Source organism: Marinomonas sargassi, assembly GCF_025716875.1.
Classification (GTDB): domain Bacteria; phylum Pseudomonadota; class Gammaproteobacteria; order Pseudomonadales; family Marinomonadaceae; genus Marinomonas; species Marinomonas sargassi.
The window spans coordinates 50,252-64,119 of sequence record NZ_JAOVZB010000003.1 but is presented as its reverse complement, the minus strand read 5'-3'; the positions used below and the strand labels follow the sequence as shown (position 1 = coordinate 64,119).

The window sequence follows — 13,868 nt, the reverse complement described above, 5'->3', positions numbered from 1 at the left end:
ACTAAGAGCTGAATAGAGACTAAACTTCTTACTGTTTTTTTTAGCAAGGTACAATGAATAAGTGGCGTACGATATATTTGCGAATGCCAAGAACAATATTAGTTCAGGTGATAAGTTGTACAGCTCTTGCAACCAGTCTTTAAACAGAAAAACCAACACCCCAACAAAAGAGGCGGCCAGACCATCAACCCATAATATTTTTTGACAAATATCCATATTGAACCATTCTGATGAATTTCGATTGACGCCTAAAATTTTATTAATGCGTATGTGCGTTTAAGCATTATCAAAATAAATGAAGTCAGAGTAAAAATGATTTGATTTTACTCCGACCCGACCGATTACCTTATTTATTCAGCTTTCACTACCGCATTTTTATGGAGATTGCAGGTTTACTCTTCGAGTTCTCAAAATGAACAAAGTCGATTAAAAACACCGCCCCTAAAAATAGGGCTTTAGACTTGGTATCAAAATCTAAAGGAAAAACCACTCCAAAGTTATCCGCATCACTAAAGGACTCCTTCAAAAGGCCGCTCCACTCTTTCGTGATTTTTCCGTATTCCTTTTCATTATTCTTTATGAAAAAAGTCCAAGGTTTAAAAACAGGGCCAGATAACTGATAGATCTCGTTTCCATAACGGTCAAATACAGTGTACTCACTTCTAAAGAAGGTAAACCTCTTCTGTATGTGCCCTAGCCTTCTCCCGTTTGCATCATTAATTTCTGCTTCATGGAAGATAAAGCGAAATTTCCTTTTTATGCTTAACGCCACTTCATTTTTATCAGATAAAAGGAGCATATTAAAAGGGCGACTATTCTTTAAGAAAAGCCTTAAAAGTACTGATCCTTTTTCCTCAACAGCGTGATATAAACGATTACCCTCGCTATCTCGCACCAAGTATTGGTTTCTGGTTTCAAACCCAGTTACTACCTCACCCAATTCCATTTTTTGATTGACAATCAAAATATCTAAATTATCCAGTTTTTCCATTCCATACCTCTAGCTAAGGTAGCGCCCGCACATACAAAAGATAAAAATACAGCGGGAAAACAGCTCACAATTCGTTAATTTTTATTTTTATAGGCCATTTCCAAAAACACCTACATAGCACGCGCACCAACACTTCTCTTTAATTAAATGAGATTCATAAGGTATTAAAGAGAAGTAATAGTATTACAAATTATTAAATGAATATTAATTCTAAACAAGCACTTAACTCATAAAATAAACAGTACTAAAGTACTCATGCCTAAAAATGCAAAAAGCCAGCTTAAAATATTAAGCTGGCTTTAAGTAAATATGATATAAGAGTTAACTTTGCTCTATTAAGGGCAACGATACATACCGCAGATTTTATGGCCGTCTGGGTCCAAGAAATAGCACAAATGCTTCTTACCTGTAGAGGTGTCACGCAGGCCCGGTGGGTTCTCAATACTAGTGCCACGATTCGCCACCGCCACATCGTGAAATGCCTTCACCTGCTCTGGCGAATCACACAAAAAACCCAAGGTTGCACCATTCGACACAGTCACAGGCTCACCGTTAATCGGCTCGGTGACGCCAAACATCATCCCTCCATGTAAATAAAGCAAACGCGTCTGCCCCGTTGCATTCACATTCACCACCGCTTCTTTAATACCCACTACCGCAAGCACCGTATTGTAAAACGCCTTAGAACGCTCTATATCACTTGACCCAACCATGACGTGACTAAACATTTCATCCCTCTACTTCTACAACTTAATTTTACTACTAAAAAACTACGCCCTAACCCTACTCCAATACGCCCCCACCAACAACACACCTTCAAGCAAAACCCTAAAAACAAAAAACCAGCTTAAAAACTAAACTGGTTTTCTATAGACTAGAGTGATTAAAGTTTACCCTAACCCTTGTTAACACTACAGCAACGCTGCTATTCCAGCTAAAAATGGAGAAAGAACTGTTATATGTGCAGATACATTTTGCATAAAGTCTTTATATGAATCACCAAATGTTCCAGTCTCATAACTAGTTGCGAGCATTTTCACGTTGTCAGATAGCAAATCAATTTCTTCTTTTTCCAGTTCGCTTGCTTTAATTGCTTCAAGCATTTTAGAAAAAATTTTTGGTTCATTATATGTTGAAGTAACGCTTGCGCCAGTCGAGTTTATGTTAATTGCAGATCCAGTTACGTCTGAAACATTAATTGTTGAATTCGTTTTCGTCATTATTTCAATACCATTTTCTTTTTTATATAGGTCTGTTTCCTTCAATATTTTAAGTGTAACTTTCACTGCTAAAAGTGAATTCTCTTGCTTCCGAAATAAATCAATCATCTGATTTACAGACCATATATTTTCGTTAAATTCAGTACAGGTTTCCTGTGCTTTTTCAGGTACACTTGAATCATAAGCACCATAGACCAACCCACCATCAAATTTCTCTATAATTGATGTTAATGTTGGAAAATCTGCATAATTTTCATTTGCATCACCAATTGTCCATGCCATGTACTGAGCCATATCACGCCCATCTGCATAAACTGCTTCAACTAAATGGCGAACATTAAATGGGATTCGGCAAATATATCTAAAATCCTCTTTATTCTTCAGATGCTCCCAGTATTCAATATTTTTTGAAAATGACTCTCCAATAGCAAGTAGCCTGTAGAATAACCCTTCAACTTCTAATAAATCTTTTCTTACTTCCACGAAACTATCCTAATGTTGTGTTAACGCCCCATTTATTCCCAGCACAGCGTTGCTGCGTCCGAGTGCTTTGACTTGTTATGCGCTACTTGCTTATCACCCATTTTTAAGCTCCGTTAAGGCTTGATCTAAAGCACTCACAGCTTGGGTAATAGTTTCAACAGCCGCTCGGTCGAATTCGCCATCTCGCTGAGAGTCATGAGTTCCACTATTTAGGTATCCCCATTCTATTGAGCCTCCAGCTACTCCTAACAATGCATCTAGAGCTCCAAGCAAGGAAGTAATTGCATTAGACGAGATCTGGCTCCTTCTCAAAGAAGAACGAATTTTATTGCACTTATTATTCAACTCCCACTGTGATCGGGGCCCACTAAGCTTAAGTTCAATACGTCCATCTCCGCGCCGTCCCATCCAAGTCCATAGTCGGTCCGTTAAGCTTTCTATTGCTGCTCGAGAGTAATAAAGAGCTTCTCGTTTATCATCATTAACAAATGCTTGCTGAGCTTTAAGAACATAATTCTTTGAAGGAGGATTGGTGTCGACACGTAAGTGATGCTCCCCTTGATGCGGCAAAAATTTATACAGTGATATATCACTTGCCCTTGCCGCACCTAGCTCTTGTTGGATTCTATGAAGAAATTCCTCAGCGTGAGATGTTAAGATGACCTGCTTTTCATCCAGCAAACCATCTTCGAAGAATGTTCTCCAGATCCCATTTCTATGATCATCATCAATAGCATTTACTACGTCATCAAAAACAACGAGAGGACAACCTTCCTCAATATTCTTTGCAAGTAATATTGCTAACCCCAAACACTTAATGTGTCCTTCACTGAGCAGTGTTAATGCGTCATAACGGACCCCTGATTGCTCCTGAAACTCAAGTTCAATTTTCCCATTTTCAGCAATTGGTAACCAAAGGCTTTGTAATAAGTCTACTGGTAAGTCATCACGATTGAATGAATTGTATAGATCGCGAGCCCTTTGCCCCAAACCTTGTAGCAATTGAGATGGTAGATTGCGTAGATATGATTGGATCTCTTGTAAAAAACCATCATATGATCTTTTAACTCTGTTATGAAATTCGACTACGTTCTCCTCAGAAGCTACCAATTCAATTAGCTCTCTATTAGACTCATCAAAATTGGCGACTGTTGCTCTTGCTTCTGCGAGTTCACTTTCTGCAGTTTGCCGTATTAATTTTGCCCTCTCTATCTCGATGCGATATCCATCAAGTCTAGTTCTTTCTTCAGCCAGCTGTTGGCGTTGAGCTAGAGCTTCGCGAGATTCAGAATCTGACTTTTCAATATGTGTGCATAGATTTAGCAACACATTCCAAGAACTATTATTATCATTAACCCACACCTGTAGCCATTGACCAGTTGATGTCGGAGGCAAAACTGGTAGTGTGTTCTCTGCGAGCAATTGAGGACAAACTAAAGCTGCCGCATTGATTGTATTAACCATCAGTTGATGTAAGTTTCGCATCGACTCATTCAATGCCTCACTTTGCTCTTTCGCTTGATGTTGCAAACCAGCTAGTTCACCAAGTTGTTCAAGACCAGTAGTTGCAGCCTCATATGGGTTTTTAGCTACAGACTGAAGGTTAGTGCCACATGCTGGGCAGTTATGCGGGTTTAAAGAAGATAGCTGGAGCACTGACTCATATAGTTTTTTATATGAAACTTCACCTGCACGACGAGTCAATTCAGTGTTTATGCCTTGCAATGTACTATTGATAGCGAATACTTGATTAAAAGCTGATGTAAGCTGTTCTGCAGTTAAGTCGTAAACAGTTGGCGAAGGAGCATCAAGAAGAGATTGTACATATGGAAGGCGACCTTGCTGATCCTTACTTCCAACTAACCATAGATTAACTGCTTCATAGCTGCTTTCTGGCTGAACTCTTTCTGCAATTTGGCCTTCATTTATAATAATTTTTAAAAGGCGCTGTGGAAATTCCTGAATGATTTTTTCTGCGCTAGCCAATGACTGCCGCCTTGTTGAAAGCTCTTGTGCATATTGTCCAGTAAGGTTTAAGCTTTCATCAAGAGAAGGGTTAAATCCTCTTACAAAGTCCGAAAATTGGTCAATACCAAAAAGCGTAGCAATTAATTGCCTTTGATCGCTTGGAGTTCTTGAAGCAATTCGAGCAAAATCATCCAATCTGTTTTTTTCTATAAAGCAGAACCTATACTTTTCTTCATTTGGCTCTAGATTAACCGGAGGATAATTTCCATCTACTGTTGATATAACAGGTTGAACATATTGTCCTAGCCTTGCATTTCTACAGTAAGTGTTGTGATCGATCCGCTTTACTTGGGCTTCACTTATAGAGCCTAACAACGCCGTTTCTAGAGCCTCACAAAAACTACTCTTCCCTGTACCGTTGGCACCATAGACAAGAGTAATTGGATTGCTTAAGTCAAATATCTCCTGATTTGTAAACCCTCTAAACGGCCCCACACTTAATTGATGCAGGCGACCAATATTATGTCCATCAACATTAATATTATTAAATTCAGGTAACTCAGGAGAAGTTTCTACTAGTTGGTTTATTGCAATCGGTACTAATCGTGATGATCGAGCTCTGCGAGCAGTACCCACCTGTGCCAAGTGTGGAAGATTAAAATATATTAGGTTTGCCATTCGACGAATGTCGTTATCTATAGGTCTTACAGCTAACACCTCCAAAAACCTTTGATATTCAGCAATAACACTCGCCATATTATTTCCTTATAGTTCGAATATTAGTTTTCACCCGCAGATGCAATGAAGGCACATAACATTTTATTAATGCGCATACGCGTTTACACATTTTCAAAACGAGTAAAGCGAGCATGTGTTATTCACTTTTCCACAGCTCGTTATTTATTCTGTGAATTCCCTTATTAATTGATACTAAAGCACTTCCTAAAACTCCACCAGCACAAAACACGCCCAATTAGATACTAATATTCTCTAGAAAATAATTCGATGCAATCCTAATTGCACGACAGTGAGATACTCGGGCGGCCGTGTTTGAAAAAGATAGAAAGCATTCAGCAATAAACTAAACACCTTACGTAAAAGACCGCGTAGGAGAAAAAGACTTCTAAAAAGAAAATGAGGCGTTAAGATTCTGACCCAGCGAATTTTTGCTTCTCTTTATTAAGGGGAATTTTGGGCGCTAGCAAAAAGTCACCCGCCCAGCAGGGCGGAAAAATGCTCCCCAAACAAAGCACTCGAAAAGCACCAAAGGAAAGAATGCTCTTAAACTTAACTAAAGAAAAAAGCTATTCAGAGGCACTCTGAAAAACCAACTCCCCTCCCTCAAAAACACACAACTCCCCTTCCCCCATCTGCTGCCAAACCTCATCCTCCGTTAGAGGCTGAGTCGCAATAACAGTCACCACATCCTTATCCGTGGTGACCGCTTGAAAGTCCACACTCACGTCTTCATCCGACAAGGTGGCTTTTTGGAAAGGCGCTCGACGGGTAATCCAATGCAGCTTAGTGGTACAAAAGCAGTAAAGCTTTTGTCCATCTGACAGCATCATATTAAACACACCTTTGGCTTTAAGCTGTAAAGCCAGAGTGGATAACGCTTTTGAAAGCGTATCAAGATTTGGTTCCGTATCACCAAACTGGGTTTTCAGTTCTTCTAATATCCAGCAAAAAGCGCGCTCGGAATCCGTGCTGCCCAATGGGTAGTAACGGGAGATAGTTAAGTTTTCCGAGTCTTCTAGTTGTCCATTGTGGGCATAGGACCATGTTTTACCCCACAATAAACGACTAAAGGGATGGGTATTTAATAAACACACGCCGCCCACATTGGCTTGGCGTATATGGCTGATGACAATGTCACACTTGAGTGAGGTTTTACTCATCACATCGGCCATGTCTGAGTCGGCACTGGGTCTTGGGTCATGGATAGACCAGACTTGACCATCACGGTACATGGCCATTCCCCAGCCATCTTTATGTGGCCCTGTTCGGCCACCTCGCGCCCTTAAACCAGAAAAGCTAAAGCAAATATCCGTGGGGACATTTGCACTCATTCCCAATAACTCACACATCTTCTTCGCTTAAATCCTGACTTATTTTTCTATTTTTGATGAATAACCTGACCCAAAGAGCACCACCAACAAGAATGCCTAAACTAATGACACCTAGACCTATATACAAGAGCCATTGTAGCCAGGAAGTACCTTCTTCTTCGGCCATGTCCTCTTCCATCATGTCTTCTTCCGTACCTTCTACCATCGTTTCTTCTGTTGCTTCCTCGACATCGTCAACAATAGTTAAGGCTGGCGGTACTATGATAGGAGCCACACTGGCAACGGTAGCAGGCTCTTTAGTTGGTAAGAGCACGACCGATGGGCTGGCATCCCCTTCACTGACAATAACATCGTCATTGCCGTTACGACTGAAGTTCCAATAGGGTGTCCAGTAATCGAAACGTACACCTAGATCCGTGACACCGACTAATCGTGCACGTAATTTAAAGGATTGATACGGCGGCGCTGGTAAGTCGATTTGCCAATTGCCTCTGCCCGTCAAAGGCATTTGCTCTACCGTTTCCATGCTTTGCGAGTTACTTAACTCTAGGCGTACGTTTGAGCGAAATACATTCAGCTTTAAATTGGCTGGGGTTGCGGTGAATTGCACTGTGTCACTATTAAGCGCCCGCCCTTTTAGCTCTATCGCTGGGTGAGCGATAAAGTGCTGGCTACGTTGTCGTGTGAAGGTTTTTCCATCTATCACGGTAACTAGCTCATAACTTCCTGCTTCTGATATCCCTTCTAAACGCTGTTTAAATTGGTGGGCAGATCGGGTCATAGGTTGCGAGAAGATAACTTCTTTTTGAGTACCGTTATGGCGATAGAGAGTCTGTTGAATATCCATTAAGCCAAGCAGCTTTTCATCTTTAATTGCCGCGTTTCTTTGAAACAACCCGACAGTGGAATAGATAAGTTCATTTTGGAACAAGATAGGTGCAACCGGTGTTACTTGGGCTTTTAAGTCTGTGATAACCCTAATACTACTTCGCTCTAAATCTACATTATGAATTTGCCATTCGCCAGCGTTTGGCTTAGATACTGTGATGAGTGTGTAGTGGTCAGACGTCGAGACAGCAACATCTTTGGCTTTTATTAATGACAAAACACTACCATCGGGTTTTATCACATGGGGCTGTATGCCGTTTTCATGGAAAACCACCATGGTGACTTCACTAATAGAGCTGTCGACGAAAAAGGAATTGCCATCGAGAGGTAATTCATCGGATGGTGATGCTTGAGTGAATATGCGGTCAAAGGTATCTAGCAAGTCTTCTGGTACCGCCGCTTCTGCATGGATGGCATTCGTTCGTACCGATAAGGTCTCAAGTAGCTCTTTATCTGTGTAACCTGTCATAGAGATGGTATGTAGGTGAATCTCGTTGTCTTCAAGCTGAGTTGTGAGCTGATTTAAAATACGGTTGCGAGAAGCTTGGTTAACGGCGTCATCTAGACTGATGTCTACCATACCGTCTGTTACGAGAATCCAGTGGCGCTCAAAGCCTGGAGCTAAGTTGCCTGCGTCTGGTGTTTTTAGTAGCTTGGCAATAATGGCCTCAAGGTCAGTTTGGAGATCTTGAGTGATGTAGCTATCAACATAGCTTGCTAGTTTAGTTTTAGTATCTTTATTGATAACAGATTCGGGTAGTAGCACTCGAGGTGCTTCCCCAAACAACCAGATGCCTAGTGTGGCTTTTTCTTCTGGTGCAAGGTTCGAAATAAGGCGCAGGGCTTCGGAAGTGAGTTTATCTGGATCGCTAATGACCATACTGCCAGAAGCATCGACTATGACACGAAACTGTGTATCCGCATGGGCTAAAGGAGTGAGTAAGGACAACACGGCAGACAAGAATACAGTTTTTGCTTTTAACCACTTCATGTTGAAAACTCCTAGCGTTTTTTAATTTAGATCATAGGGCTCTGGATGACCGTCTACCCACTTAATAATGTGGGTGTCCCAATCTTCTTCATCGACACTGTGTTCATTCACCGCATAGTCTTTTACGGTTAAACCTTGGCGAAACATTTCTTTGTTGCTACCCACTATCAGAGGGTGCCAGTCTGGTAGGTCTTTGGTTTCGTGTAACACTCGGTAGCTACAAGTGTCTGGCAGCCACTGGAATTCGTCTAACTTATCCGGTGTTAAGGTAATGCAGCCGGGCACTTTTTGTTGACGCGCTTCATACACCTTACATTGGCTGGTCGAAGTGCTTAATTGATGACAGGATAAATTGGTATAAAAGATTTCATCCGTGTCTTCGTCTTGCAGCTTTTGCAGACAACACTTACCACAACCATCACAAATGGATTCCCATTCCGATTGAGACATCTGCTCTAGCGGAACGGTTTTCCAAAAGGGTTCAAAACGCTTTGCTATCATGATTAATACGCGGCTTCTGTTGGCGTTTTATACAGGTCAAGTAGGTAATCGTCTTTCGCTGGTGGCAGTTGTAGGTAAAAGCCTTTTTCGCGAATTCCTTCGATGACTTTATCAGGATTGGCTCGCGCTAGTTTGCTTTCCGCTGTTAGCAGCATGGTCATGGCACTAATGCCTTTACCAAAGCGAGACAGCAACTCTTCTGGCACCTTGCTTAAACCAAGGCTTTTTTCCACATAGAGGTACATTTCATCGTGCTTAGAAGAACGAAAGACTTCAACAATTAAATGCTGTTTCATAATAGTTTCTACCTAGTAAACGCTCAATTATGGCGTTTTGAATTTTTCTAAAATCGGCTCAACAATGACACTTTTACGCCAGCCCGTCATTGCAGGGTTATGCCAGTCCACATCGGTTTTGTAGAACAAACTTCTCACCAATGGCTCAAGCAGTTTACGCTTCATCATAGCTTCTGGTGCCACCCCTAAGCTTTCAGACTTTTGACGTACAAAGGCTTTGATCGACTTGGTTAATTCCCCAGTCTGTGAAGGCAGAGGCATTTCTAATGGTAGCTGGTATTCATCATCCGACAGTTTATTCACCATGCTCACGGTTTGCAGTATTTTGTCACCATACAAACGATGCTGACGGCCAGTAAGTTCTTCCGTGGTGGAGACTGCCCTATGGTGGGTCGGCATGTTCTTCGCCACAGACCACAAACTTCTATCCTTAAGGATTTGCCCTTTAGGCACATCTTCTTCACGGGCTTGTTCATCTCGCCAGATAAACAACAAACGTAATACGGTTAACCCAGCTGGAGATAAGCGCCATGCGGTTTTCACATTCGCCCAATTCTGCTCAGGGTCGCCATTCACTTGATATTGCCATTTCAGGGAGTCCACATCTTCCATTACCCAGTCAAGCATATTTTTCTCTTCTAAACGGGCAACTTGTAACGGGTATACTTTGGCAAGGTAGACAACATCCAATGCGGCGTAACGTTTTTGTGCATCCGTTAAAGGGCGTTGAGTCCAATCAGAGCGGGTTTCATCTTTGGCCACTTCAATTTTTAAGTATTCAAAAATCAGCTTAACGTAGCTAAGTGACCATTGAGCACTGGCGTAGGCTTCACCAATTTGCGTGTCGTACATAGGAGTCGGTAATACACCCAGTAGGCGATCAAACACATCTAAATCTTCTGAGCAGGCGTGAAACACTTTCATAACAGAAGGGTTCACCATTAAGGCTTTTAGCGGCTCCCATTCGTCGATATTAAGTGGGTCAATAAGTACGGCTTTTTCACCTTCACTGATTTGAATTAAACCTGTGATAGGAAAATAGGTCGTACGGCGAATAAACTCGGTATCGACAGCAATAACTGGTAACTCAGCCCAGTAGTCGCACCATGTTTTTAGTGTTTCGTTATCCGCTACCCAAATAATGTTTAGCGCTTCATCATGCTCATTCATTTTAAAGTGTTTTCCGTCCTTCTAGTGCTAATGCAAGAGTATTACCATCGACATACTCAAGCTCCCCGCCCATAGGTACACCATGGGCTATACGGCTCACTTTGACATTCATTTGTTTTAGCTTTTCAGCAATATAGTGGCTGGTAGCTTCCCCTTCCACTGTTGAGTTGGTCGCTATGATCACTTCTTCAACCTCATTATGGCTGACCAGTGTTTCTAATCGATCCAACCCCAATTCTTCTGGCCCTATGCCATCAATCGGCGATAGGTGACCTAGCAAGACAAAATAACGACCGCCGAAAGAGCCTGCCGCTTCTAACGCCACCACATCCGCTGGCGTTTCGACAATACACAAACGCTTTGCATCGCGCTCTGGGTCTTGGCAGATCTGGCATTCCGCTTCTTCTGTCAGGGTGCGGCAACTAGAGCAGCGGCCGACTTTATCAACCGCTTCTCTTAATGCATCCGCTAACTTATCCGCCCCTTGAAAATCGCGTTCCAACAAATGCAAAGCCATCTTTTGCGCTGACCTTGGACCTACCCCCGGTAAGCAGCGCAATGACTCGATTAATTCTTTTATTAAGGGACTAAACAAGACTCTCTCCTAGAAAGGCATTTTGAAGCCAGGTGGTAAAGACATACCCGCTGTTACCGCTTCCATTTTTTCTTTCTGAGTGGTTTCGATATTACGTACTGCATCGTTTACGGCGGCAGCAATTAAGTCTTCTAGCATTTCTTTGTCATCTTCAAATAAGGAATCGTCAATAGAAACACGTTTTACATCATGACGACCTGTCATAACGATTTTCACAAGACCCGCACCGGCTTGACCTTCTACTTCAAGGTTAGCCACTTCTTCCTGTGCTTTTTGCATGTTTTCTTGCATCTGCTGCGCTTGGCGCATCATGTTACCCATACCACCTTTAAACATTTTCTTTCTCTCCTAATTAGGCTTTTACTTTAACTGTGTCATAAACCAACTGTGCGCCCATCGTACTTGATAGAGCTTTGACAATTGGGTGTGAATTTAGATGTTCTATTGCAATTTGCAATGCTTCCGCCCGTTTACTGGCGGCAAACTCTTCGGCAGTAACACCGCTTGTGTCTTCAACTGTATCGATTATAAGCGGCACGGATAGTTCAAAAAATCCACTTAGTGCTTCTTGTATTTGCTCATAACGTACTTGGTTTAACATGTGGCCATATTCTAATGGAACTTCAAGACGAATGCCCTGCTCGCTGGCATCTACGAGACTTGAGTTCATTAAAATATTTTGCACTAAGCCGGTTAGTGGTAAGCGCGGTGCCACCAGCCACCAGACCTGCATGGTCAATTCTTTATAATGAGCAAGCTCAGGCAATGGCAATCCCAATGCTGGCTGGGCAATAGTATCTGGTATAGGTGCAAGAGACTGACCAGCTAATACCTGAGTATCTAATGATTCTTCAGGGAGCTCTTCAACAGGTGTGATTTCACCCAGCGCTTCGACTAGGTTTGCTGCAGGATTGAAAGGGTCTGAGACTTCGTTGATGGCGCGCTCTTCTGCCTCATCTTCGTCTTCTTCCTCAAAGGCATCGTCACTTGCTTGGAAGGAAATATCGGCTTTAGTTATATTGGTGCTTACATGACTCTCTGCCATTTCTCTAGGCGCGGTTTTTGGTGCGACTTCTGGCTCGAGCTCTGCTTCTGGCTCAAAGTCCGCCTTTGGCTCAGGTTGAGCGCTGCTTTCAATAACACTTGGAGTACTATCTTGAACATCATCTACTGTATCTGGTTGATCTTCCCAAGGTGGAATGTCAGCAGCGGATAAAGGCGCTTCTTGAATGTCTGCCTTTGGCTCTTCTAATGCTTTTTGTGATTCTTCTTCTGGCTCTGCTACAGCCCTATTGGAGATGCTTTTGATGGTCTCTTCTAGGACGCTATTAGCAGAAGCATCATTCAGTGTTTTTTTTTCGGTTTCTTCTACTGAAGAGCTAGTTGACTCTTCTAAAACTTCTGCTGGTGGCATTTCTGCTTGAGGCGCTTCTTCAGGATAAGCGCTAGCAGGTTCATTGTTCACAGGTTCATTGTTCACAGGGTCATTATTAATAGGAGCAGAGCTAGCAGGAGCAGAGCTTACTGGAGCAGAAGTCGGCATTGCCGAAACATCGTGATTAACCGTCATAGGCGCCACAGGACGGAAGGCAATCAGCCTAAGCACCAGCATTTCAAAACCTGCTCGCACTGAATGAGCAAGGTGCAAATCTCGACGACCTATCAATAAGCTTTGGTACATGACCTGTATTTCTTCTGGGCTGACTGTCGAGGCGATGTTTTTAATGCGCCCTAGATCACCCAGCTGATCAACCAAAGCGCCCGGAACTTGTTGTTCTATAGCCACTCGATGCAGGCTGTCTAGCAAACTGCCACAAATGGCTGAAAAGTCAGGCTGATAATCCGCTAGCGCTTCCACTTTCGATAAGACTTCAGGGGCATTTTTTGCTGCGATGCTTTCTAATAAACCTAGAATTTGTGATTGATTCACCAAGCCCAACATAGCAGTCACGCCAGACTCTTCAATCGTACCGTTACCGAAAGCAATAGCTTGGTCGGTTAAACTTAATGCATCTCGCATACTGCCATTGGCAGCCTGCCCTATTTGCCATAATGCTGGCATATCAAAGTTGATTTCTTCTGTGTTCAATACGGTTTGCAAGTAATCCACCACACGTTGTGGTGACATGTTCTTAAGATTGAATTGCAAACAGCGAGATAGAATCGTCACAGGCAGTTTTTGCGGGTCTGTGGTTGCCAGCAAGAACTTTACATGGGCTGGTGGCTCTTCCAGTGTTTTTAATAACGCGTTGAAGGAATGGGTAGACAGCATGTGAACTTCGTCTATCAGATAGACTTTAAAGCGACCACGAGTCGGTGCATATTGAACATTTTCTAGAAGTTCACGGGTGTCTTCCACTTTGGTTCGTGACGCCGCATCCACTTCAATCAGATCGACAAAGCGCCCTTCTACGATTTCTCGACAGCTGTCACACGTGCCACAAGGTTCTGGCGAAATGCCATTGGTTTCACAGTTTAAGCATTTAGCAAAAATACGCGCTATGGTGGTTTTACCAACCCCACGGGTACCCGTAAATAAATAAGCATGATGTAAACGCTGCTGACGCAAGGCATTCACTAGTGCCTGAAGGACATGATCTTGCCCAGCCATTTCGAGGAAATTCTGTGGGCGCCATTTACGTGCTAAAACTTGATAACTCATGATGAATACTGGCTAATGAAAAGCGATTTTTAAT

Annotated in this window: 12 protein-coding genes; all 12 read right to left on the bottom strand. The window is 42.5% G+C overall.

Features of this window, described 5'->3' with window-relative positions:
- Positions 1 to 364 precede the first annotated feature (364 nt).
- The gene (locus tag OFY17_RS07170) at positions 365 to 991 is read right to left on the bottom strand and encodes a phospholipid scramblase family protein (RefSeq protein WP_263530043.1); all 627 of its coding nucleotides are present in this window, start codon (positions 989 to 991) and stop codon (positions 365 to 367) included.
- A gap of 335 nt (positions 992 to 1,326) precedes the next feature.
- Positions 1,327 to 1,719, bottom strand: a complete 393-nt coding sequence (locus tag OFY17_RS07165) for a VOC family protein (protein ID WP_263530042.1) — start codon at positions 1,717 to 1,719, stop codon at positions 1,327 to 1,329.
- Between the two features lie 183 nt (positions 1,720 to 1,902).
- Complete coding sequence (locus OFY17_RS07160; protein WP_263530041.1) at positions 1,903 to 2,694, bottom strand: hypothetical protein; 792 nt, start codon at positions 2,692 to 2,694, stop codon at positions 1,903 to 1,905.
- Positions 2,695 to 2,787: 93 nt separating this feature from the next.
- On the bottom strand, positions 2,788 to 5,418 hold the full coding sequence (locus OFY17_RS07155; RefSeq protein WP_263530040.1) for an AAA family ATPase: 2,631 nt from the start codon (positions 5,416 to 5,418) through the stop codon (positions 2,788 to 2,790).
- 548 nt (positions 5,419 to 5,966) lie between these two features.
- Positions 5,967 to 6,749: a class II glutamine amidotransferase gene (locus tag OFY17_RS07150; protein ID WP_263530039.1), complete on the bottom strand. Its 783-nt coding sequence runs from the start codon at positions 6,747 to 6,749 to the stop codon at positions 5,967 to 5,969.
- A complete protein-coding gene (locus tag OFY17_RS07145) occupies positions 6,742 to 8,610 on the bottom strand; it encodes a VWA domain-containing protein (RefSeq protein ID WP_263530038.1) in 1,869 nt (622 codons plus the stop codon). Before OFY17_RS07145 ends, OFY17_RS07150 begins: the two co-directional genes overlap by 8 nt.
- Before the next feature lie 21 nt (positions 8,611 to 8,631).
- The gene (locus tag OFY17_RS07140; protein WP_263530037.1) at positions 8,632 to 9,111 is read right to left on the bottom strand and encodes a YcgN family cysteine cluster protein; all 480 of its coding nucleotides are present in this window, start codon (positions 9,109 to 9,111) and stop codon (positions 8,632 to 8,634) included.
- A 2-nt stretch (positions 9,112 to 9,113) separates the two neighbouring features.
- Positions 9,114 to 9,407 carry a YcgL domain-containing protein gene (locus tag OFY17_RS07135; RefSeq protein ID WP_263530036.1) on the bottom strand — a complete coding sequence of 98 codons (294 nt, stop codon included), beginning with the start codon at positions 9,405 to 9,407 and terminating at the stop codon, positions 9,114 to 9,116.
- Positions 9,408 to 9,434: 27 nt separating this feature from the next.
- Complete coding sequence (rnd, locus tag OFY17_RS07130; protein ID WP_263530035.1) at positions 9,435 to 10,577, bottom strand: ribonuclease D; 1,143 nt, start codon at positions 10,575 to 10,577, stop codon at positions 9,435 to 9,437.
- Between the two features lies 1 nt (position 10,578).
- Positions 10,579 to 11,172, bottom strand: a complete 594-nt coding sequence (gene recR / locus OFY17_RS07125) for a recombination mediator RecR (RefSeq protein WP_263530034.1) — start codon at positions 11,170 to 11,172, stop codon at positions 10,579 to 10,581.
- 9 nt (positions 11,173 to 11,181) lie between these two features.
- Positions 11,182 to 11,508: a YbaB/EbfC family nucleoid-associated protein gene (locus OFY17_RS07120; protein ID WP_263530033.1), complete on the bottom strand. Its 327-nt coding sequence runs from the start codon at positions 11,506 to 11,508 to the stop codon at positions 11,182 to 11,184.
- Positions 11,509 to 11,524: 16 nt separating this feature from the next.
- Positions 11,525 to 13,834, bottom strand: a complete 2,310-nt coding sequence (dnaX, locus tag OFY17_RS07115) for a DNA polymerase III subunit gamma/tau (RefSeq protein WP_263530032.1) — start codon at positions 13,832 to 13,834, stop codon at positions 11,525 to 11,527.
- Positions 13,835 to 13,868 lie beyond the last annotated feature (34 nt).

What these genes read in the sequence shown, in the direction of transcription:
- OFY17_RS07170 (WP_263530043.1), bottom strand. Translation starts at nt 991, where the DNA reads ATGGAAAAACTGGATAATTTAGATATTTTGATTGTCAATCAAAAAATG.
- OFY17_RS07165 (WP_263530042.1), bottom strand. Translation starts at nt 1,719, where the DNA reads ATGTTTAGTCACGTCATGGTTGGGTCAAGTGATATAGAGCGTTCTAAG.
- OFY17_RS07155 (WP_263530040.1), bottom strand. Translation starts at nt 5,418, where the DNA reads ATGGCGAGTGTTATTGCTGAATATCAAAGGTTTTTGGAGGTGTTAGCT.
- OFY17_RS07150 (WP_263530039.1), bottom strand. Translation starts at nt 6,749, where the DNA reads ATGTGTGAGTTATTGGGAATGAGTGCAAATGTCCCCACGGATATTTGC.
- OFY17_RS07145 (WP_263530038.1), bottom strand. Translation starts at nt 8,610, where the DNA reads ATGAAGTGGTTAAAAGCAAAAACTGTATTCTTGTCTGCCGTGTTGTCC.
- OFY17_RS07140 (WP_263530037.1), bottom strand. Translation starts at nt 9,111, where the DNA reads ATGATAGCAAAGCGTTTTGAACCCTTTTGGAAAACCGTTCCGCTAGAG.
- OFY17_RS07135 (WP_263530036.1), bottom strand. Translation starts at nt 9,407, where the DNA reads ATGAAACAGCATTTAATTGTTGAAGTCTTTCGTTCTTCTAAGCACGAT.
- rnd (WP_263530035.1), bottom strand. Translation starts at nt 10,577, where the DNA reads ATGAATGAGCATGATGAAGCGCTAAACATTATTTGGGTAGCGGATAAC.
- OFY17_RS07120 (WP_263530033.1), bottom strand. Translation starts at nt 11,508, where the DNA reads ATGTTTAAAGGTGGTATGGGTAACATGATGCGCCAAGCGCAGCAGATG.
- dnaX (WP_263530032.1), bottom strand. Translation starts at nt 13,834, where the DNA reads ATGAGTTATCAAGTTTTAGCACGTAAATGGCGCCCACAGAATTTCCTC.